A 22525-nucleotide genomic window follows, 5' to 3' on the forward strand; every position below is an offset into this window, starting at 1 on the left:
GTCCTCAATAGATGGTCAGGGCCGGGACGTAGGAGATGAGGCCAAGGGCAAGCGCTGCGACGAGGTAGAACGGCCAGAGTTCGCGCACGACGACTCCGATGGGAACGCGTGCAATGGCCGCGCCGATGAACAGCGTGGTGCCGATGGGCGGGGTGAACAGGCCGATCGACAGGTTGATGCAGATCATGATGCCGAGCTGGATTGGATCCAGGCCGATCGCCTGGCCGATGGCCACGAAGGTCGGGCCCAGCAGCAGGATCGCTGCCGGAAGGTCAAGGAACATGCCCACCACCAGCATAATGATGTTCATCATGAGGATGATCAGGATCATCGTGCCCAGCGTCTGCTGCGCCCATTGTGCCACGATGGTGGGGATCCGCTCCGTGATCAGCACGTGGCCGACGAGGCTGGAGGCGGTGATGACCAGCATGACGATGCCTGTCGTTACGACGGTCCCGACCAGCGCGGCGTAGATGCTCTTGAGGGTCAGGTCACGGTAGACAACGGCACTGACGACCAGCGCATACGACACCGCGATGACGCTGACCTCGGTCGGCGTCGCGATGCCGGCGCGCAGAAGAAGCACGATGAAGAGTGGCATGGCGAGCGCAGGCAGAGCCGAGACGAACAGCCTGCCGAAGGGCGGGAACTGCGAGCGGTCGGTCAGCCGCGGAAAATTACGGATACGGCCGGACAGATAGCAGACCAGCATCATGCCGGCGGCGAGCATCAGGCCGGGCAGGATGCCGGCGGTGAACAGGGCCGCAATCGAGACATTGGCAACCGTCGAATAGAGGATGAGCGGGATCGACGGCGGTATGAGGCCGGCGATCGTGGCCGAAGATGCGGTGACGGCGGCGGCAAAGCCGGCCGGATAGCCCTCGCGCTTCTGCCAGGGAATGAGCATGGAACCGAGGGCCGAGGCCTCGGCAACGGCCGAGCCGGAGACGCCACCGAAAATGGTGGAGCCGACGACGGTGACCTGGCCCATACCGCCATGGAAGCGACCGACGAGGGCGGCGGCGAGCTGGACGAGCTTCTGGCCGAGCGTGCCGGACATCATCAGCGAGCCGGACAGGATGAAGAAGGGGATGGCCAGCAGCGGGAAGCTCTGGGTCGGCTGAAACAGCTTGACGACGGCCAGCACCGTGGGCGTTCCACCATGCCACAGGATGGCGCCACCCGAGGCGATGATGAGGGCGTATCCGACCGGCATGGAAAGCGCCAGCAGGACCGCGAAAACGGCGAGCATGATCGCAGTCATGGCGCGTGCTCCGGATCGGTTTGATTCAGGGATTGCGGGTCCTGCGCAAAGGCGACCCGCACGATGTTGACGAGCGATGCGAGCGCGATGCCGACGAAGCCGAAGAGCAGTGCCGAATAGGCCCAGGCCTGTCCCAGCCCTGTCATCGGGAAGACCTGCGCCTTGGTGATGGCGATGACCTGCAGCGAAAGCCAGGCGAGATAGCAGAACGCGACGGCGACCATCGCATGCAACAGCATAAGGAGCCTGCGCAGCTGCTCGGTGCTGAGATAGCTGCGGATGGCTTCGGCGGCGATATGGCTGCCGCGCTGTGCGCCGATGACGATGCCGCCCATGATAAGCCATGGGAATAGCAGGTTCGGTACCTCGTTGGGCCAGCCGAGGCCGGCGGAGGTGAAGTAGCGCACGAGGACCTCGGCCATCAGTGCCAGGAAGATGACGACGATGGAGCAGACGGAAATCGCGATGGCGGCATAGTCGATGACGAGGCCAGCCATGTTTGAGACGCGCAAGGCGGGTGGACCCGCCTTGACATCATAGAGGGGGGAGTTGGCCAGCCCCATTATTGCGCCGCCGCCTGCCTGGCCGCCGCAACCAGCTCGTCGACGAGCTCCGGATACTGCGCGCGCCACTTCTCGTAGACAGGCTGCGTCGCTGCAACGAACGGTGCAGGGTCCACATCGTTGAACGTCACGCCCGCCTCCTGCAGCTTGGCATAAAGTTCCTCGCTCTGCTCGCGGACCATCTTACGGTTCAGCTCGCCCGCCTCGATGGCGGCCTTGCGAATGATGTTCTGATCCTCCGGCGAGAGCGAATCGAAGACGATTTTCGAAGCGAGGAACGGCGTGGATTCGAATTTGTGGTTGGTGCGGCTGATATAGGGCTGAACCTCGTAGAGCTTCGAGGAGAAGATGTTGATCAGCGGGTTTTCCTGACCGTCGACCACCTTCTGCTGGAGCGCGATGTAGAGTTCGGAGAAGGCCATGGGGGTCGGCGACGCGCCGAGCGCTTCGAAAATGTCGATGGTCATCGGGTCCGGCGGCGTGCGGATCTTCAAACCGGCGAGATCGCCCGGAGCCAGGATGGGCTTGCTGGAGTTCGATGTCTCGCGAATACCATTGTTCCACCACGCAAGAACCAGGATGCCCTGCTTTTCAGCCGCCGCCGCGATCTTCTCACCGACTGGGCCGTCCATAACGGTTTCGGCCTGCTCAAGGCTCTGAAACAAGAAAGGCAGGCCGAAAAGCCCGATCTCAGGAACCGCGCCCGACGTCGCACCTTGCGCATTCGCCGAAAACGCGATGGTGCCCAAGCGAATATTGGTAATGCTCTCTGCATCATCACCAAACTGCGAACTGGTTCCGACGTCGATGGTGATGCGTCCGTCCGTGCGCTCCTTGACGAGTTCTGCGAATTTCAAGGACGCGGTGTCCTTGGGATTGCCGACAGCGGCACTGTGCGAGATCTGGAACTGCTGGGCAGCTGCGGAACTGGCACACAATGAAACGACGAGAGCGGCGACGATATTACGAACTTTCATGACTATCCTCCACTTGTTGTCACGAGCTGTCTAGTTGGTGTTTTCGGGCTCCCCTCCCGAAGACTGACCTGTCAGGGGCAAACGCGGGCCAGGCGCACCTGCGTAACAGGTGTCGCTGCCATGAAACCGATCTGCCGGGTCGAACGGACATCCCCTTGGGGGCGCCGATCAGGTGGTTCTACGAACGACGCCGAACCGGCTTGTCTGGCCGAATGGCCGGCGGGCATTGCTCCCTGCGGCACACCGCGCGATGCGCCATTCCGGCTGCCGGACTGTCTTCCTCATACGCCTCCCGAACCGTCTCTACATCTGAAGCAGCAGCTTCTTGAGGATCTCGCGCACCAGATGGCGGTGATCCTGGCAAAGCTTGCGTGCCTTCTCGCTGTCACCGGCAGCAATGGCCGCGATGATCAACCGGTGTTCCCGGACGGAATTCGCCCGGTCGACATAAATCGGGCTGACAAAAGACAGCACCGATTTCATCTGGTCGCGGACCGAATAATAGCTGCTGGCGATCAGCGCGTTTTCGGACATGTCGAAGATGATCTGGTGGAATTGCCCGTCCAGCTCCGCCCATATCCGCGCCTGGTCGCGGTCCAGATTCTCCTCCATCCTGTCGACCAGCGGCGTCAGACGCGCTTCCAGTTCCTGTCCATCCACGTCGCCGGCGGCGACACGTTCGGCCAGCAGATATCCCGCCATGCCATCGAGCGCCTCGACCAGTTCGTACCCCTTAATGAGGTCCTGGATCGTGAAATGGCGCACAAAAGTCCCGGAGCGCGGAATGACCTCCACAAGCCCGTCGGCTTCCAGCCGCTTGATGGCGTCGCGTACCGGCGTGATGCTCATTTCGAATTCACTGGCGATGCGGTGAATGTCGAGGGGAGCCGACGGACGCAGACCACCATTGATGATCCTGTCCCGCAGCGTTTCATACGCCTTGTCGGAATAGTTTCGCGTCATCGTCTTCCCTCTGGACACCGCAGGGCCTCGTTACATGAGTTCGCTATATACCCTCGCTATATCCTGCGCCGACAACGGAACATAGTTGTTTACCAGCAATCGCTGCTGTGTTTCGATCACCTTGTCGGCGTACCGGCTCGCGTCACCGGCGGTCATGCCGTATTCGCCAAGCCGCCGTGTCGGCACCACCGCGGCAAGAAGCGCATCGAGCGCATCGAAGGGATTGTCGCCATCGCTCACGCCCACGACATCCTCGATCAGGCGCGCGATATCGGCGATCTTTCCGTCCGGGGCCTTCTCGTAATAGATCTTGAAGACCGGCGGGAGGAAAAGCCGTGTCGCCTCGCCGTGCGGCACGTGATGCGCGCTGCCGAAATGCATCGCGATCGCGTGAACGCCGCCGGCGAGCACGTTTGCCAATGCGATGCCCGCCATGTTGCTGGCGGTCAGATATGCCTTGGCGTCTTGCTGGATGACATCGCGACCATGTTGCACGATGCGCATGTAGCCCTGCAGGATCGCGCGGATGGCCGCCATGCAGAACATGTCCGTAAAGGCGCTGGCGCGCGGCGCGAGATAGATTTCCAAGGCGTGCACGAGCGCGTCGGCCGATGATGTCGCAAAGACATGATAGGGGATTTTCGACAGGAGTTCGTCGATCAGGACGGCATGATCGGCAAATCCTGCGTCGAAACCCTTGCCGATCTTGCTGCCGATGGACGGGAAGTCAAAGACAGAAACACAGGTGACCTCGCAGCCAGTTCCGCACGTTGTCGGGATCAGGAGCAGGCCCGCCTTGCGGCCCGGCTGCACGCCGGCTGCAAAAAGTCCTGCCACGGTCTCATCCGAATCCAGCGCCAGCACCTTCGCGCAATCGAGGATCGAGCCGCCGCCGATGGCGATGAGACGCTCGAAGCCGAGCTTTCGGACAGCACGCAGCATTTCGTCGACGGCAACATCCGTCGGCTCGCCGCCGCAGAAGTCGTCATAGAATAAGGTCTGCGCCGGCGTATCCTTCATGAAGGCGTCATGCAGGACGCGTTGCGTGAGAATCAGATCCCGTTCCGTGACGGCATGGGCTTCGGTGAAGGCGGAAAAGGTGTCGTAGCCATGAAGCTGTGGGCAAACAGCGAACTTCATAGTCGTTCAGGCTCCCGCAGCGATACGCACGGCGGCGATCTTCCCGAGCAGGGGGCCGTAGATGGCCTGATCGTCGGGCGCCGACCGGTCAAGCGGTTCGGCGATGCGCGTCGTGTTGTAATAGTGCTTCTGGGTGACGTTTTCGGATACCGAGTTCCCACCCCAGCTACCGCAGCCGAGCGAGAAGGTCTTCGCCAGGCCGTTGGACCAGCTGCCCGAATTCGCAACACCGTGCGACTGGCGCACGATGACCCGCGAGGTCTTCGTTTCGAGGCCGAGCTTCAGGATACGCTCGGGATCGTTGGAATGGATGCCGCAGGAATGGCCGGCACCAGAATAGCCGGTGATGACGTTGACCAGCGCGATGGCGTCGTCGAAGGCATCGTATTTGTAGCAGGTGAGGACGAGGCTGAGCTTTTCGCCGGAGAACGGATAGTCGGCACCGGCGCCCTGCTCTTCCACCACGATGAACTTGCGACCGACAGGCACGTCGATGCCGGCAAGGGCCGCGATTTCAGCGAGAGGGCGAGCAACGACCTTGCGCGAGACATGGCCGTTCTCCCAGAGCACGGCCTGGAGCTTCGCCTTCTCTTCGACCGTCGCGATATACGCCCCCTCCTCTTCGAGTGCGCGCAGAAAGCCATCATAGACGGAGGCCTGGACAATGATGGCGTTTTCGGCCGAGCACCCGGAGGCATTGTCGCCGGTTTTGCCGATCCTGATCTTCGAGGCTGTTTCCGCCAGATCGATCGTCTCGTCGATGATCACAGCAGCATTGCCTACACCTACCCCATAGGCCGGCTTGCCGGAAGAATACGCCGCGGCCACCATATCACCCGAGCCTGTCGCCATGGTCACGTCGCACTGGGCCATGAGCTCGGCGGCGAGCGCCTTAGACGGTGCCACGATACACTGGACCAAATCTTCCGGGGCATCGAGCGCACGAAGAACCTGGCGGATGACATCGACGACAAAGATGGTGGTATTTTTGCTGGCCGGATGCGGCGCGCAGATCACGGCGTTGCGGGCGCGGATGCCCAGAACCGATTTGAAGATCGGCGTTGCCTCGCAATTGGTACTTGGCACCAGCGCCGCGATGACTCCGTAGGGCTTGGCAATAGTGATTATGCCGTTCTCGTTGTCGCGGGCGATGACGCCGACGGTCTTTTCTTTACGGATGTCGTGGAAGATCGCCGGCATCTTGTGCGTAAGTTTGGCGAGCTTACTTTCGACAAGGCCCATCTTCGTCTCGTCATAAGCCATGTCTGCAATTGTCGCTGCCAGTTCGGGGCGTGAGAGATGGTATACGATCGCACCGGCTATTAGGTCGACCTGCTCCTGGGTGTAGCCGTTCAGGATGGCCTGCGCACTGCGCGCCCGGCAAACGAGTTGTGCGATATGACTATGATCTGCGGACTGCGACATTGTTCCTCCAGGCCGCGGTCACGGCCAAATGCTAAATGCTGTGATGCATCAGATAAGACATCACGATGGACATAAAACAAAGCCAGCCCAACTTCAACTCAAAAATGTCATCTGATGTATCAGTTCATATTCTCCTTGATACTTTCCGTGACGCATGTTAGCCGGCATGACAAGCGAAAACAGGAGGTGGAGATGGCAGAGGAAAAGGATCGCGTAGAGATCAATGAGGTCGTTCTGCGGGATGGCCTCCAGAACGAGCCGGATTTCGTTGCGACCGAGGAGAAGATCCGACTTGCTGACGGCCTTTCGCGCACGGGTGTCAGGCGTCTCGAGGTTTCATCTTTCGTGTCGCCGAAAGCGATTCCGAACCTGCGCGACGCGGCCGACGTACTCCAGGGCATAACGCGCGTGCCGGGCGTGCGTTACACGGCACTCGTGCCCAATGTGCGTGGCGCGGAGCGTGCGCTGGAGAGCAGCGTGGACGAGGTGAACCTCGTCATGTCCATCGGAGAACGGCACAATCTCGCCAACATGCGGATGACATGCGACCAGTCGCTTGCCCAGTTCAAGGAAATTATGACAGCGATCGCGGGCAGCAGTTTCTTCGTGAACGGCACGCTCGCTACGACGTTTGGCTGCCCGTTCGAGGGTCGCCAATCGGTGGAGCGGGTGCTATGGGCCATTGATATCTATCGCGAAATGGGCATTGAAGGCATCACGATCGCCGATACGATCGGCGTCGCCAACCCCCGTCAGGTCGGTGAACTCACGACGACAATTTTCCGGCATCACCCGGACCTGCAGCTAACGCTCCATCTGCACAACACGCGCGACATGGGTCTTGCCAACGCGCTTGCGGCTTATGATGCCGGCATCCGAAGCTTCGACTCCGCACTTGGCGGCATCGGCGGTTGCCCCTATGCCCCCGGTGCGACGGGAAATGTCTGCACCGAGGATCTGGTTCATATGTTCCACGCTTGCGGGATCGACACAGGCGTGGATCTTTCAGCGTTGATCGGACTTTCATGCGAGCTTCCGGCCTTGCTTGGCCATGCCACGCCTGGCTATGTCATGAAAGCAGGAACCAGCGATCGCGTTTACGCCTAGATGCTCGGATCTGACCGCGTCTGCTTGTTGCAGCATAATACCATCAGCCCGCGCATTGACGCCGAGGCAAGTGGCTTTGACGAAAGGCAGGCGTCAGGGGACCAAGTGGCGCACTCCACGGGTAGCGCACCGCTAGCGACCGGGAGCTTCATCGTTCGGACTGTGGGGGCGTCATTGCCGTTTTCAAACAGTGACTTGGCGTTGCTTGGCGTCCGGGTCGGCGAATAGCGAGTATGGGCAGCGTTCAATCACAGGCATGACCGCCGTGGGAGGTTGGCCGAACAACTTTGAACCAGGAAGATGAACCCGTTATCAATCGCCCGACAGGCCGGACGGCCGCCGGATCATGGCTGCCGCAATCGCTGTCGCTTCACCCGTCATGGTGCGGGCCGGCACGTTGCGGGTGGAACCGAAGGCGATGGCATCGACGGAGATGCACCGTCCGGCAACGAGGATATTGTCCACATCGAGCGGCACCAGCGTGCGCCACGGAATGCCGTAACCGATGCCGACATGGTCCATGATGGCGCGGCTGCCGCCCGGCTCGTGCACGTCGACCGGCGAATTGCAAAGACCGATCGCATCGTCGAAGCGACCGTTGCCTCGCACGTCGGCCTCAGTCAGGATGTAATGACCGGTCACGCGGCGGGTCTCACGCACGCCAAGCTTGGGCGCGAGTTCCAGGAAGATCGCATCCTCGAAGCCGCCGACATAGCGCTGCAGGAAATCGAACGCGCAATAGGCCTGCTTGCGGATTTAGATCTCGGCGCGGCTCAGGTCGCGGTCGTCGAGGCCATTGCCCTGATAACGCGTCACGTTGACGCTGATCTCGCCGGGGATGAGCCCCGTCTTCATGGTGATGTGATCTTTCGGGATGATCCAGTTAAAGCCTTCGGCAACCTTGTCCTTGATGCGCTGCTGGAAGCCAGTCAGAAGCACGGCCATGGTATAGTATTCATTGCGATTGCCGGCTTCCTTCGGATAGACGACTTCCCACATGTCCGCCCGGTTCGCCTCGCAATCGGCGATGAGCGCCGGAACATTGACGTTGAGCACGCGGAAATAGATGTGATGGGCTGGGTGCGGATGAGAAGCCCGCGCACTGCGCCATCCTTCATCACCGTCTGGACCACGTTGGCGCGCAGCAGCACCTCGACGCCCGATTCTTCCACCATTTCTTCGAGCAATATGGCCCCGTACAGCTTCTCGTCTTAGCTGTTATCCTTGCAATCGAAGCGTTCCACGTACTCTTGTTTCCAACTGGGCAGCGCACGAAGATTGGACCTCGGACACGAGTGGAACTTAAGCTCTTGAATGGGATCGAACCTACGACCCGCTGTTCTTCCGCGCTGATCTCACGCGAGTTCCTTGAGATGTCAGAGAGTTGGAAATCCTCGTGCTCGGTGGCCAGTACCTTGACCATGACATAGGAGGACCGATCTGCAATTCATCTGGTGACATATCAGACAGCTTCCGATGGAAATTGGATGGAAATGGATGAATAAATAGTGCATGCCATCGTTTTGGGAATTGGGTGGAAATGGATGCGTAAATGGAATTGTTAAATACGGCGACCGTCCGGATCACGCCCGAAGTCCTGTCGCTCATCGCCGAAATCGACGAGTTCAAGGGTGCTTGGCGTGCGATCGGCCGGATCGCGCCTGAGCGGCTGTCCAGCCTCCGGCGTGTGGCCACGATCGAAAGCGTCGGTTCCTCAACACGTATCGAAGGGGCACGCCTCACGGACCGAGAGGTCGAAAAGCTTCTGGCAAACATCCGCCTTGGGTCGTTTACGACACGCGATGAGCAAGAGGTTGCCGGCTATGCGGAGGTGATGGAGACCATCTTCAGTGCTTACGAAGCTATGTCGCTCACCGAGAGTCATATCCGTCAGCTCCACCGCGACCTTCTTACGCATTCGACAAAGGACGAGCGGCATCGCGGCGCTTACAAAACCCTCTCCAACAACGTGGAAGCGTTCAACGAACAGGGCCTGAGCCTTGGCGTAGTTTTCGCAACGGCATCGCCATTCGATACGCCGCGTCGAATGGAAGAGCTGATCATCTGGTTGGATGAACAACAGCGAGAAAAGCGGCTCCATCCACTTTTGGTCGTCGCGATTTTCGTTGTCGTTTTCCTGGAAATCCATCCATTCCAGGATGGTAATGGCCGCCTATCACGTATTCTGACGACCTTGTTGCTCCTGCGGGCCGGCTACGCTTACGTGCCCTACAGCTCCCTCGAGAGCATAATCGAGCAAAGCAAGGAGAGCTATTACATCTCGCTTCGGCGCACGCAGGGAACGATCCGCACCGCCGAGCCAGACTGGAATCCCTGGATCGAGTACTTTCTGAGAGCGCTGCATCGGCAGAAGACGCAACTTGAGAAAAAAATGGAGCGCGAACGAATTATCCTCGCCGACATGCCGGAATTGTCCGTGACATTGCTTGAGTTGGCCCGCGAGCACGGGCGGATTACGGTCGCGGAGGCTGCACGGATCACCGCTGCAAGCCGTCACACCATTAAGGATCATCTCAGGGCGCTCGTGGATCAAGGGCACCTCGTCCTGCACGGTGCCGGCCGCGGCGCCTGGTACGGTCTTTCCTAACGAAGTGGTGTCAGGCCCATCTGAATGGATTTGATCTTGAAGCAATATGAACCTATGGCCCAGACGTACGACTAGATAGTATTTATCGTCAATTTCATTCTTGATCTTCAGCGTGTCGCCGCAAGAGATCTAAGATCTGGCTCCACTCGCGACGTTTTTGGAGGACAGGTTCTTCCACCCACTTCATTGCTCAAGCGCGCGCATATCGAGTCAAGATGCTCCACTTGCAGACGACGTCAAAGTCGAAAAATGATGCAGCGCTATTTGCCATTCCCCCTTCGTATTCACGACGACAAACGAAGAGCGTACTCGGTTGTGCACGATCGTACCGTCCAGATGGCGATTAATGATGTTGCCGAACCCCTGCGCGATCAACGCACCCACGCCAAAGGCACGGATATTCTGATCAACGAGAGAAAGTGTGACGCCCCGGAGCGTGTTCCGGTAACTATCGAAATACTCCTCGACCTCCGAGCGGCCGACATAGAGCCTTGGCAACAAGCCGAAAAAAACGGCGTCGCCCGTATAGATCCTGGCGAGCGCCTTGCTATCCCAGGTCGCTGCCGCAGCGTTCCACCTCTGCTGTATCTCATCGAGAATTATGTCATGCATTTGAAAACAGGAGCTCTCGGACGGAAGCCTTGCGGCGGCCATCGTGGGTTATGTTTAGGTCGGATACAAATGTCAGGGCTTCGCCTAGCGCCGGTACGCCACGGCGACGTCAGCCGCCAGCGGATATCCGCCGACGGCATCAAACTTTCGAAGATCAGTCATAATATTCCACGGGCGCTTTCTTGAAGGCCTGCCAGGTTTCCATGTCATGGCCAGGCACGACAATCGCGTTTTCCTTCTCCACAATACGGCGCAGCCTGCGAACAGACGCTGCTGCCTCACGTGCCGAGGTCAGTGCACCGGGAAGGCACTTTTCGTTCCAATGGTCCATCGTGTAGGCCGCATCGATCGCGAGCAGGATCGGACCGGTGTTCGGCAACCGCACCATGATTGACTGGTGACCGGGCGTATGCCCCGGTGACATGAACGTCTGGACGCTGCCGTCGCCAAACACGTCATACTGGTCTTCGTCCTCCATCACGTCCCAGGTGATGCCGTCCTTGGTCAGGTCTTTCTTGATGTAGCCACCCTGCATGAACCAGTCGGCGGAGAAAGCCCAGTCGATTTCGCGGCGCTGGACCAGATGGCGTGCTTTAGGGAAATTGCCGCAGGCGCCAGAATGATCGAGATGCAGATGTGAGTGAAGCACGAACTTGATGTCGGCAGGCTTCATGCCGATCTTGGCGAGCTGGTTCACGCAGCCCTCCATCGGATCCATGATCGGGTAGTACTTCTTGGTCGTCTCGCCCCACCAGCCTTCTGGATCGTGGGCTGCCTCGACGGCTGTACCGCCATCGATGACAATATTACCCTTAGGGTGCACGATCAGGTACCAGGGTATCGGCGTGAAGAACGTGTCCTGGCTATAGCCAAGCTTAATGTCGACTTCCTTTTGCCGGATCTGGCCGGTTTGGAACATGTAGAGCCTGATATCTGTGCTCATGGGGTCTCCTCCTATCGTGGATCTGATGCAGCTTACGCCGCGGTTTTCGATTTGCCGCTCAGGGTGACGGCGAGAAGCTCATCGTAGGTCCAATTGGTCTTTGGGGCTTCCGCGACCCGGTTACCGTCGTGAATGACCATCACGCGATCGGCCAGTGCCAGCATCTCGCGCAATGAAGACGACACAAGCAACACCGCCGCGCCTTGCTGTGCAAGCTGCAGGATGATGTCGTAGATCTCCTTGATAGCACCGACATCAACGCCGTTCGTCGGCTCAGCGATGATGTAGAGCGATGCACCGGCGCTCATCCATTTGCCGATGACCACCTTCTGTTGGTTGCCGCCGGAAAAGAAGCGGACCTGGATGGCGGCGTTGCGCGGCCGCACCGCTAGCTGGTCCATTACGTCGTCGGCATATTCCTTCATAGCACCGGGGCGGACGGTGAAGAACCGTTCCAGCCTATTCAGCACCGGAAGGCAGATGTTCTCGGCAACGGAAAGCGCCGGAAAGAGCGCTTGCTTGCGGCGGTCCTCGGGAATGAGCGCCACGCCAGAACGCCGCGCGGCGATGGGTGTGCTGACGTCGATGGCCTTTCCGCGCAGGTTCACCGTGCCCGTGTGACGGACGACGCCGCCGAGTGCACGCGCAACATCCTCCATGCCGCCCCCGACCGGCCCCGTGATGCCCAGAACTTCGCCCGCCCGGATAGTGAAGGACAGCGGCGACAGGTTGGTCGTCGCCAAGTTAGTCGCCTCTAGAAGAACATCTAAGCGAACCCGGCTGCCATCATTGTAGGTCGATAGCTCTGCGCGATTGCGGTCAACCATAAGCTCGGTCACCCGATCTTCGGTGACTTCGCCGCGGTTGAGTGTACCTGAGACAAGCCCTCCGCGCAGGATGGTTGCACGATCGCAGATTTCCTGCACCTCCTTAAGGCGATGGGAGATATAAACGATGGCGATACCCTGTTTCTTGAAGCGCTCGATGATCCGGAAGAGCACTTCCGATTCCGCGGCGGAAAGACGGGCCGTCGGCTCATCCAGCACGATCAGCTTGTATCGCCGATGGAAGAGCGTCGCCAGCGTAACAAGCTGCATCTCGGCGGCCGACAGTGTGCCCGCGTTGCGGCTTGCATCGAGCTCGATGCCCATTTCGGCCAGGATCGCGGTCGCCTCTTCGTGGATCGCCCGGTCACTGATGCGCAACCACCCCGGTTCGTTTCCAAGCAGTATGTTCTGCCCGACGGTAAAGCTGGAGACGAGTTCGGCGTCCTGATAGACGGCGCCAAGGCCCAGACGGTGTGCCTCTGGCGGGTTTGAGACCCGCACAGGCGTGCCTTCGAGGAAAATCTCGCCGGCGCTGGGTGAATAGACGCCGGTGAGTATCTTGATCAAGGTTGACTTGCCTGCGCCGTTTTCGCCGAGCAGGCCGTGGACCTCGCCGGCCAGGAAGCTGAGGCTCACACCCTTCAGCGCCTTGGTGCCAGCGAATTCCTTCTCGAGATTTTTCAGTTCGACGAGTGCTGTTCCAGTCATCGCTTCACCTCAGATGAACTTGAGATGGACTTCTTCGCGGTTGAGAAGCGCATTGGCGCCGACCGCGATGATGAGAACCAGCCCCTGGAAGATGTGACGCGCGGCAAACGGGAAGCCGACCATGTTCATGCCGGAATCCACCATATAGAGGAAGAAGACGCCGACGAGCGTGCCCAACAGGTGCGGCTTGCCCTTGCCAAGGACGGTTGCGCCGAGGAACACGGCAGCGAATGCCTCCAGCAGATAGCCTTCACCACCGACAGGCTGCGCTGAAGAGGATATCGAAGTCACAATCACCCCTGCAATGCCTGACATAAGAGCAGACAGTACGAACGCGAGAATGACCCAGCGATAGACGTTGATGCCGGAATAGAAGGCCGCCATCGGATTATCGCCGACGGCGGCGATATAGTGGCCGATGCGCGTGCGGGTGGCCGCGATCAAGGCAACGAGGAACACGGCAAGCAGGATGAGCACCGGAACACCGATTATGCCGAGCTTGCCCTGACCCAGATAGAGGAAGGCCGTCTCGTCATACCCAACCGGCACCTGGTAGCCGCCGGTAATGAAAATGTTGATGCCCGAAAGAACAAACATCACCCCCAGTGTCACCACGATGCCGGACAGGCGGCCATAGGTGACGAGAATGCCGTTGACCGCGCCGATCATGCAGGCCGCAACAAGCGCGACGGCTATGGCAGCCCACGGCCCAAGGGTCGGAATCAGGAAAGCGACAAGGATCGAGGACGTGGTCACCGTCAGCCCGATCGACAGATCGAAGCTGCCGGAAATGACAACCCATGTCAGGCCGAGCGATACCAGTGCGCTGACAATCATCGAGAATAGGATGTTGTTGAGGTTCGAGGCGGTCGCGAAATAAGGCGATGCGATGGAAAAGCCGACGGCTGCCAGCACGAGCACGATGATCGTTCCCCAGCGCCGCAGAAACCGCATGGCAACGGATTCTGTTCGTCCCGCGGGTTGTGTCTTTGCCATAGATTTTTGCATCGTCTTCACCTGCGTGAGGCTTTTCTGCTCAGCTTGCGTCACTGCTCTGTTCCAGTCGTTCTTGATCGATAGAAGGCAAGTGTCGGCCTTGGCCTAAACCGCTTACCCGTGTGTCGTGCGGTGGCAGGCGCATGCGGCGGGCGGGAAGATTATGCCCGCCGCATGCCAGGCTGGCCTTAGCCGCCGAACTGTTTGAGCAGGGCGATCGCCTGCTCGTCCATGCTTTTGAGTTCGGTAAGGGCCTCTGCCGCCTGATCCGGTGTCTTGGTGATGACCGGAATGCGGTAGACGATGTTTGGGACATCCTCGCCACGGGCAAGTTTAACTGCGAGTTCGCCGGTCTTTCGGCCGATTTCCGGGAACGGCGAATCGCAGCTGAAAACCACCGGAACCTGCTTGGCAGCCCAGGCTTCGAGAAACTGTGTCGACAGGTAGTGGTTGAACAGCGGAACGTCATCGCGGTTCATCTGCTTGAGCGCTTGCCCCGCTCCGAGCGTAAAGGGCCACCACCACGATATGAAGCCGGCGAGAGAGCCGGGTTCAGGATTTGCCTGCAGCAGGGACAGCATGTTCTTGCGACCCACGGAGATTTCATCCGTCGTGCCCTGCCCTCCATCGATGAAGGGCAGAACCTTCATTCGAGGCTCGTAGCGGCACATTAGCTCAAACATGTCGACTTCCATGTCGAACGGCGTGAAATAGCCGCGCTGTTCTGCGGTCTGAGCGAAGGTGCCCTGACGCTTGCAATAGTTCTGGACGAAATATCCGAGCGTGGTGGCGGTGCCCCAGACGTCGTCCATGACGGCAGGCGAATCCTTCACTGGGATCGTGAAGCCAACCGTCTTGATGCCGCGCTTGTGGGCTTCGTCGGCAATATAGGCCGTCTCGGATTCCTGGGAATAAATGCCCATGACGAGGGCGTCGATGCCGCGATCAAGCAGTGCGCGGGCAGCGGCCTGCTCGCTCGCTTTGGTCGGTTCGCCACGAACGGTGACGACTTCGCCACCCGCATCGAGCACCGCCTTGACTATTTGCCAGCAGCCACGGCGCCAAGGCTGATTGAATGGCCCGTAGGTTAGCGGAACGCCGATACGCACCTTCTTGCCCGGCGCGGGAGGCGTGATCTCCTCCGCACTTGCCATTACCGCAGAATTGGCAAAGGCGGCGCCGCCGATGACGCCAGCCGCACCCTTTAAAAGGCTACGGCGACTGAACTGCGCATATTCGGTGGCCTCTTGTGCAAGTCTTCGCAACCGTACGGTGTCATCAAAGAAGCTCATGTTTTCCTCCCTATTGCTTCGGATTTCGACCCGAGAGGCCCCGCGCTTGTTGCTGGACGACGATTTCCCTGTCACCCGGGCATGCGTCGGCGGCGGTGTGGGGCCAACGCCCGGCACCCTGCCCGCTTCGATGAACCGGAACCCGTCGTGGTGACCGGCGGCCACCCTCCTCTTGTGGACAATGAACCATATTACTTGGTTGCCTGACAAGTAGATTCTGCTATTCTTGCGGAAAAAGATGCATTGGGGCAGTTGCGGCCGGCGAAGCCTGCTAAAACCGCTCTGGATAGTAGAGATGGAAACGGAACGCTCGGAGGGCGCGCATGGTGCTAGATGACAGGGTAAAACGCGGCCCTTCGCTTGCGGATTCGGTCGCCGGCCGTATCCGTGCCGACATCACGTCAGGAAGCTATGCCAAGGGCGACAAGCTTCCCACGGAGCGTGTTCTTTCTGAAAAATACGGCGTGAGCCGGCCGATCATACGCGAGGCGATAGGCTCACTGAAGCGAGATGGTCTGGTTGCAACCCGTCAGGGGCTTGGCGCCTTCGTGATAGAGACGAAAGAGGTTGCCTTCCGGCTGGCGGGCGTCGATCTCACTGACGCGCTCGATGTGCAGAATGTCATCGAACTGCTGATGGCAGTCGAGTCCGCCGCGACGGCGCTGGCGGCAGAGCGGCGTTCCGAAAAACAGCTTCAAGAAATCGAACGTCGGCTCAAAGCTATCCAGTCGGCATTCGACAATGGAGAGGCCGGCGTAGAGGAGGATCTAGCGTTTCACCGAGAGATCGTTGATGCCTGTGGAAATCCGCATTTCCGGGAAATGTCAGACTTTCTTGAGTCGCACGTCCGCAATTTCATACGCAAGGCACGTGCCAGCACGTTGCGCAACGCACTGCTTGAGCAGGTCCAATCCGAGCACGTTGCAATCTACAATGCCATCGCGAAGGCCGATCCGCAGGAGGCGCGCCTTGCAGCGGAAGATCACCTGCGCGGCGCAGCAAACCGCCTGAGATTGCTGCTTAGCGGGTCAAACGAAGAACCGCTGTAAACGTATCTCGTCATGATGGAAGCAGGTCCCGAGAGCGGAATTTAAAGGGCTCTTCGGAATGCTGGTCTTGTTGTCGCTATAGCGTTGGTCGCGCGTGAGCGTCACGTGGCACCTCGCGCGCTGAGCACGGACAGAGGGCATGCACCCGGGCGAACTTACAAGAAGGCTGCGGCTCCAAGCACATACCGCGCTGTTCAGTAGTAGTCTCCACATTGTCCGCATGCAGGCGGGCGATTGTGCTCGTCCAAAATCGCTTGACTTGGACAGCCTCGTTACCGAGAGCCTGAGCCTGATCGCAGCCTGTGTGCCATAGCGAGGCAGATCCGCACATGGATCGGACAGGCTGCACGCTCATTTTGTTCGTTGTTGTCGCGGATGTCACGCCCAAGAGGAAATCCGGGAAGACTCATTGGCTTCGTCTACGGTCCGGTAAACGAAGCGCTTTTCATGGCGAACAAAGGCATATGGCGCTGAACGGCAAGAAGAGCGCCGTATGCACAGTGCAAATCTGCAGAGGCTGGAAACCAGGAGTTAGGCCGTCGCGCGAGTACCGGGGAACAGCAGGTCGATGAAACGCGCCGCGGTCGGTTGAGGTTCGTGATTGGCGAGACCCGGGCGTTCATTGGCCTCGATGAACACATAATCCGGCTGCGAAGGATCGCGGACCATGAAATCGATGCCAACGACCGGTATGTCAATCGCCCGCGCAGCCCGGCAGGCGGCGGCGACCAGATCGGGGTGCACCGTATCAGTAACATCGTGGATCGAGCCGCCCATGTGCAGGTTCGCCGCCTTGCGAACCGTAATCTCCCGTCCCTCTTCAGGCACGGTATTCAAATCCAGCCCCTGCTCGGAAAGGCAACGCTCCGTTTCCGCATCAATCGGTATGCGGCTCTCGCCACCAGTCGCGGCCTGCCGACGGCGCGATTGTACCTCGATGAGCGCCGAGATCCTGCTGCGGCCATCGCCGACAATGCGAGGTGGCCGCCGCACCGCAGCCGCAACCAACGCGAAATCGATAATCACGAGCCGCAGGTCCTCGCCCTCGAAACAGGCTTCCACCAGAACCCTGTCGCAGACTTGTCGGGCCACGGCAATGGCCGCATCGAGCGCCTCCACTGTGGTGACGCCGACGGAAATACCCTGCCCCTGCTCGCCCCGCGCTGGCTTGACGACCACCTTGCCGTGATCGGCAAGAAAGGCTTCCAGGAGTGCTCGATCGCCGTCCACCTCAATCTGCTCCGGAACTTTGATCCCCGCGGAGGCAACGACACGACGCGCGATGGCCTTGTCGTCGCAGATCGACATGGCGACACCCGACGTCAGTTCCGAAAGGCTCTCGCGGCAATGGACCGTGCGCCCACCGTGGGACAGGCGAAAGAAGCCGCCCTCAGCATCGGTGATATCAACATGCACGCCCCGCCGCGTCGCCTCGTCAACGATCAGTCGGGCATAGGAATTGAGCGCGTCATAGGACTGATGCGGCGTCGCGAAAAACTTCTCATTGATCGCGTTTTTTCGCTTCATGGTGAAGAGCGACACGCGGTGGAAGTTCAGCTTCTCGTAGAGTTTGATGGCCTGCGCATTGTCGTGCATCACCGAAAGGTCGACGAAGGAAAGGCCCCGAGCCTGAAAATGTTCAGCCAGCTTGCAGACGAGCCGTTCGCCGATCCCCGGCTGTCGGGCCTGCGGGTGTACAGCAAGACACCAGAGCGAAGCACCTCGCTCTGGATCGTCGAACAGCCGCTGGTGATCGATTCCAGTGACCGTGCCGACGATCTCGCCAGTGGCATCGTCTTGTGCGACGAAGTAGGTCACCGGGCGGTTATCGCGGTCGGAGGAAAAGAAATCGGACCGAATCTGCACCATTCCGCACGCAGCGTAGACGCGATTGATGCCTTCCGCATCGGCCTCGTTTGCCAGACGTCGGATGGTCACGCCACGCATGCGGCGCGCTTTTGCCCTATACGTCGAGAGATTAAGCCGAAAGGTGTGGGAGGGGTCTAGAAACACCTCCTGTGGGGCACGTGACAAAAGCACATGGGGATCACGCACGTAGAACGCGATGTCACGGCTCGACGGCGCTTCCTCGCGCATCTTCGCCAGAAGCGTCTCGTCGTCCGCGAAGGTCGGGGCGAAGAGTAGCCGCCCCCAGCCGCAATCCAGCGCGACATCCTTCTTCTGCTCGTCCGCGGCATCTGGTCGGCCAACCTGACGCCCGGGATATGCCCGGGTGCTTAGTTGCTTGAGGCGATGGGTCACAGCACGAGTACCCTTGCTGCGATGGCGCGGCGCGGTCTTTCCTCTGGCTTCCTTCAAGTTACACCTCCTGGGCCTGGAGCCACATTTCCAGAAGCCCGACCTGCCAGAGTTCCGAGCCACGCAACGGCGTGATGTGGTCTTCGGGCTTGTCGAGAAGACGCTCGAGATAATCCTTGCGAAAGAGGCCGCGTTCGCGGGCTTTCTGCGCATGGAGCGCATCACGGATCATGTCGAGGTATGGCCCGGCAATGTATTTGAGCTGTGGGACAGGGAAATAGCCCTTTTTGCGGTCGATGACCTCGCTCGGCACGACCTTGCGAGCGACGTCCTTCAGGATGCCCTTGCCGCCATCGCGCAGTTTTTCCTCAGGCGGAATGCGCGCGGCCAGTTCGACCAGTTCATGATCGAGGAACGGCACGCGCGCCTCCAGGCCCCAGGCCATGGTCATGTTATCGACGCGCTTTACGGGGTCATCCACCAACATCACGTTGCTGTCGAGGCGCAACGCCTGGTCGACAGCCGTTTCGGCACCCGGCCGCAAGAGATGCTCGTTCAGAAGGTCTCCGCTGATATCGCGGTCCGCCAACCAGCTTTTGGAAAGCTGCGTGGCCAGCACCGCATGCGAGCGGTCGCGGAAGCCCCGGCCATAATCAGACACCACATCACTGGTGGCGAGCAGCGGGGGATACCAGTGATAGCCGCCGAAGACCTCATCGGCACCCTGGCCGGACTGTACGACCTTGATGTGCTTCGAGACCTCCTTGGACAGCAGGTAGAATCCGACATTGTCATAGGAAACCATCGGCTCGGACATAGCCGCGATGGTACCGGGCAAGGCGTCCATCAGATCTGCAGATGGCACGAAGATCTTATGATGGTCCGTCCCGAAATGTCGGGCAATGAGGTCGGAATAGATGAATTCATCGCCCTTTTCACCATTTGCCTCCTCGAAGCCCACGGAAAAGCTCATCAGACCTTGCTGTCCTGCTTCCGCCAGAAGCCCGACGATCAGGCTGGAATCAACACCGCCCGAGAGCAGCACCCCGACGGGAACGTCGGCAATCATACGGCGTTTGACGGCGGTGCGCAGCGAGGCGAGCAATTCGTCCTGCCATTCGGCGCGGGTGATCGCCCCGTCGCCGGCAAGCCGGCGATAGGGCGGATCCCAGTAACGACGATCTTCGAATGAACCGTCCCGATCATATGTTCGAATGGTCGCAGGCGGCAACTTCCGCACACCTGCAAGAATGGTGCGCGGCGGCGGTACGACCGCGTGGAACGTCATAAAGGTGTGAAGCGCCTCCACATCGATCGAGGTATCTACCCCGCCGGCCTTAATGATGGACGGCAGCGAGGATGCAAAGCGCAGCGTGCCATTGGCCTGCGCCAGATAGAGCGGCTTGATGCCGAACCTGTCACGCGCCATGACGATGCGACCGCTGTCACGCTCATGGATCACGAAGGCAAACATGCCATGGAAGCGGGACACGCAATCCTCTCTCCAGGCATGCCATGCTTTCAGGATGACTTCCGTGTCACCCTCGGAGAAAAACCGATAACCGTTTTTCTCCAGCTCGGACCGCAGTTCACGGAAATTGTAGATGCAGCCGTTGAAGACGAGGGATAGGCCAAGATCCGGATCGACCATCGGCTGCTGCGACTTGTCGGAGAGGTCGAGGATGCGTAATCTCCGATGTCCCAATCCGACATTTCCACGCACCACGATCCCCGATGCATCGGGCCCCCGAGGGGCGAGAACGTCTGCCATCACCGAGACTGCCGAAACCGACGGCGAACCGCCGTCGAACCTGACTTCTCCACAAATTCCACACATGAACTGGGTCGAAACCTCCATTGTTGGTACATCATATGCCGTCGGGGCCGTGAAGAAATCCACGGCCCCGACGGCTATGGGAACAAAATGCGCGAGATGGGCCGAAGTTCCATATGACGGCAGGTCAGAACGCGCCCGTCAGGGCACATCCGGTTCCTCGACGGTAAGACTCTGCTCGGCATCCTGCACTTTCTGGTGGGTAAAGCCGCGCAGGCCGGAAACCTCCTCGGCATCGCGCTCGATCTGCACGTCGCTGGCGACATAGTGTATCGTCAGACGGGCAAGTGAGATCAGTGCGTGGAGGTGGATGCGCTCGTAGCCATGGGAGGCGTCGACGCCAAAGGTCAGCAGTGCCGTGCGGACGTCGTGACCGGCTTCGATCGCGGAGGCCGCATCAGAGCGGTAGTAGCGGAAAACGTCCTTCTGCACCGTCAGGCCGTGTTCGCCGCACAGATCGTATAGCTTTTTGGAGAGGTGATAGTCGAAGGGGCCGGTCTGGTCGGCCATCGCAAGCGTCACACCGAATTCCTGCGAATTCTGGCCGGGCGCGGTTGTACCGTTGTCGATGGCGACGAGCGAGGCAACTTCCGGCACCAGTGCAGCAGAGGCGCCGACGCCGACTTCTTCCCCGATCGTGAAGAGCCAGTAGGTGTCGACGGGCGTTTCAATCTTCGCCCGCTTCATGGCCTCAAGTGCGGCGAGCATGATCGCCACACCCGCTTTGTCGTCCAGATGACGTGATACGATAAAGCCGTTATCGAGGAATTCAGGCTGCGGATCGACCGCAACGATATCGCCGACATCGATGCCGAGTTGGCCGAGGTCATGCCGGTTACGCGCCAGCGCATCGACGCGCAGCTCGGCATGGGGCCATCCGGTCGGCTGACTGTCGACCTCGTCGTTGAACGTATGGCCGGAGGCCTTTAGCGGCAGGATCGTGCCGCGATAGACGCCTTTGCCCGAGAAGATAGAGACGCGGGCACCTTCGGCGAAGCGCGCAGACCAATGGCCGATGGAGACGAGTTCGAGCCTGCCGTTGTCTTTGAGGTACTTAACCTGCGCTCCGAGCGTATCGAGATGGGAGACGATGGCGCGGGCCGGACGGGCGGCACCGCCGGAGCGGCGAGCACGGATCGCGCCGCGGCGGGTTAGGACAATTTCCAGCCCCAGGCTTTCCAGTTCGCGCGCGGTATAGCGCACCGCCTCGTCCGTGAAACCCGTGGGGCTGGGGATATCGAGCAGCGCTTTGAGCCGGCTTTTGAGGTACTCGGGATCGATCGCAATCTCTTCCTGCATAACGGCTTTGTCGCAACCGAAGACGCCACCGTCAAGGAACAGGCAAGCTGTATGCCCTCCCCCGATGGCTTGCCACATGCCGCAACCGCCTGCCCCTCAGGGGATCGGAAGGGCGTAAAAAAGTTCGATCGCCACCCTCCATTTCACCCTCATCGAAAGCGTTTACTGTTTACACTGTCGAGATTCAGCCTCTCCTCGGGGAGGAGACACGGACCACCAAGACTGAATCCGGTTCTCTCCCTTCGATGGGGAAAATCTTCGTCGGCAGGACGGTGAGGGCAACATGAATGACAGGAGCAAAACGGCCGGCTCCATGAGATCGGCACATGCCGCCGGACCTTTGGTGCTCATCACCACCACATATACTGAGCGCTACCACCTCACCGCTTTCGATAACCCCGCGCCGTTGCACGATCAGTGTCGCGTCGGATCCTTGCGGTGAGACCGCAATGATGAGGTCTCTGTGGCGATACGACTTTGGTCGGCGCACATGAGACCCACCGCAGCCGTGCCTAGGCTGGATCCGGTCGCCAGGGTCACGGCGCGCGCCAGCATGGTCAGGGCGGTTCCGACGGCATGAAGCTCAGGCCCATGCCGGTGACGCGGAAGCGCGCCACAAAAGCGGATTCCGAATAGTCGTGGGTCTCGACCGCGCGGCG

At 59.8% G+C, this 22525-nt stretch carries 19 protein-coding genes; 3 read left to right on the forward strand and 16 right to left on the reverse strand.

Features of this window, described 5'->3' with window-relative positions; genetic code table 11:
• Positions 1-4: 4 nt before the first annotated feature.
• The 6 genes from MNR02_RS20230 to MNR02_RS20255 form a co-directional block, all read right to left on the reverse strand.
• Positions 5-1264 (reverse strand): TRAP transporter large permease, encoded by a 1260-nt coding sequence (locus MNR02_RS20230; protein WP_241602868.1) that lies wholly within the window; start codon positions 1262-1264, stop codon positions 5-7.
• Positions 1261-1761, reverse strand: coding sequence for a TRAP transporter small permease (locus MNR02_RS20235; protein ID WP_241949096.1), 501 nt, complete (start codon positions 1759-1761; stop codon positions 1261-1263). The genes MNR02_RS20230 and MNR02_RS20235 overlap by 4 nt, the downstream gene beginning before the upstream one ends.
• A gap of 65 nt (positions 1762-1826) precedes the next feature.
• Positions 1827-2804 carry a TRAP transporter substrate-binding protein gene (locus MNR02_RS20240; RefSeq protein ID WP_241949097.1) on the reverse strand — a complete coding sequence of 326 codons (978 nt, stop codon included), beginning with the start codon at positions 2802-2804 and terminating at the stop codon, positions 1827-1829.
• A gap of 303 nt (positions 2805-3107) precedes the next feature.
• Positions 3108-3767, reverse strand: a complete 660-nt coding sequence (locus tag MNR02_RS20245; RefSeq protein WP_241602878.1) for a GntR family transcriptional regulator — start codon at positions 3765-3767, stop codon at positions 3108-3110.
• 30 nt (positions 3768-3797) lie between these two features.
• Positions 3798-4907: an iron-containing alcohol dehydrogenase gene (locus MNR02_RS20250; protein WP_241949098.1), complete on the reverse strand. Its 1110-nt coding sequence runs from the start codon at positions 4905-4907 to the stop codon at positions 3798-3800.
• 6 nt (positions 4908-4913) lie between these two features.
• A complete protein-coding gene (locus tag MNR02_RS20255) occupies positions 4914-6332 on the reverse strand; it encodes an aldehyde dehydrogenase family protein (protein ID WP_241949099.1) in 1419 nt (472 codons plus the stop codon).
• 192 nt (positions 6333-6524) lie between these two features.
• Between MNR02_RS20255 and MNR02_RS20260 the strand changes: the two genes are divergently transcribed.
• Positions 6525-7439, forward strand: a complete 915-nt coding sequence (locus tag MNR02_RS20260; RefSeq protein WP_241949100.1) for a hydroxymethylglutaryl-CoA lyase — start codon at positions 6525-6527, stop codon at positions 7437-7439.
• Between the two features lie 312 nt (positions 7440-7751).
• On the opposite strand, the gene MNR02_RS20265 is transcribed toward MNR02_RS20260, so the two are convergent.
• Positions 7752-8195, reverse strand: a complete 444-nt coding sequence (locus tag MNR02_RS20265) for an FAD-dependent oxidoreductase (protein ID WP_371746777.1) — start codon at positions 8193-8195, stop codon at positions 7752-7754.
• Positions 8196-8495, reverse strand: a complete 300-nt coding sequence (locus MNR02_RS20270) for a hypothetical protein (protein WP_241949101.1) — start codon at positions 8493-8495, stop codon at positions 8196-8198. It abuts the gene before it with no gap.
• A gap of 496 nt (positions 8496-8991) precedes the next feature.
• On the opposite strand from MNR02_RS20270, the gene MNR02_RS20275 reads away from it, so the two are divergent.
• Positions 8992-10047: a Fic family protein gene (locus MNR02_RS20275; protein WP_371746764.1), complete on the forward strand. Its 1056-nt coding sequence runs from the start codon at positions 8992-8994 to the stop codon at positions 10045-10047.
• 210 nt (positions 10048-10257) lie between these two features.
• On the opposite strand, the gene MNR02_RS22975 is transcribed toward MNR02_RS20275, so the two are convergent.
• The 5 genes from MNR02_RS22975 to MNR02_RS20300 all read right to left on the reverse strand — a co-directional run bounded on the left by MNR02_RS22975 (position 10258) and on the right by MNR02_RS20300 (position 15590).
• Positions 10258-10701: an SgcJ/EcaC family oxidoreductase gene (locus MNR02_RS22975; protein WP_371746765.1), complete on the reverse strand. Its 444-nt coding sequence runs from the start codon at positions 10699-10701 to the stop codon at positions 10258-10260.
• Between the two features lie 112 nt (positions 10702-10813).
• Positions 10814-11602: an N-acyl homoserine lactonase AttM gene (attM, locus tag MNR02_RS20285; protein WP_241602895.1), complete on the reverse strand. Its 789-nt coding sequence runs from the start codon at positions 11600-11602 to the stop codon at positions 10814-10816.
• A gap of 32 nt (positions 11603-11634) precedes the next feature.
• On the reverse strand, positions 11635-13065 hold the full coding sequence (locus MNR02_RS20290; RefSeq protein ID WP_241949103.1) for a sugar ABC transporter ATP-binding protein: 1431 nt from the start codon (positions 13063-13065) through the stop codon (positions 11635-11637).
• 81 nt (positions 13066-13146) lie between these two features.
• Positions 13147-14091, reverse strand: coding sequence for an ABC transporter permease (locus MNR02_RS20295; RefSeq protein WP_241602901.1), 945 nt, complete (start codon positions 14089-14091; stop codon positions 13147-13149).
• A gap of 230 nt (positions 14092-14321) precedes the next feature.
• Entirely contained in the window at positions 14322-15590 is a 1269-nt protein-coding gene (locus MNR02_RS20300; RefSeq protein ID WP_241949104.1) for a substrate-binding domain-containing protein, read from the reverse strand.
• Positions 15591-15748: 158 nt separating this feature from the next.
• Between MNR02_RS20300 and MNR02_RS20305 the strand changes: the two genes are divergently transcribed.
• A complete protein-coding gene (locus MNR02_RS20305) occupies positions 15749-16474 on the forward strand; it encodes a FadR/GntR family transcriptional regulator (protein WP_241949105.1) in 726 nt (241 codons plus the stop codon).
• A gap of 531 nt (positions 16475-17005) precedes the next feature.
• On the opposite strand, the gene ngg is transcribed toward MNR02_RS20305, so the two are convergent.
• The 3 genes from ngg to MNR02_RS20320 form a co-directional block, all read right to left on the reverse strand.
• Positions 17006-18793, reverse strand: coding sequence for an N-acetylglutaminylglutamine synthetase (ngg, locus tag MNR02_RS20310; protein WP_241949106.1), 1788 nt, complete (start codon positions 18791-18793; stop codon positions 17006-17008).
• A gap of 1 nt (position 18794) precedes the next feature.
• Positions 18795-20570, reverse strand: a complete 1776-nt coding sequence (locus MNR02_RS20315; protein WP_241949107.1) for an N-acetylglutaminylglutamine amidotransferase — start codon at positions 20568-20570, stop codon at positions 18795-18797.
• A 138-nt stretch (positions 20571-20708) separates the two neighbouring features.
• Entirely contained in the window at positions 20709-21866 is a 1158-nt protein-coding gene (locus MNR02_RS20320; RefSeq protein WP_241949108.1) for an osmoprotectant NAGGN system M42 family peptidase, read from the reverse strand.
• Positions 21867-22525: the final 659 nt, after the last annotated feature.

The sequence above is a fragment of the Shinella sp. H4-D48 genome (assembly GCF_022637395.1).
Lineage (GTDB): Bacteria > Pseudomonadota > Alphaproteobacteria > Rhizobiales > Rhizobiaceae > Shinella > Shinella sedimenti.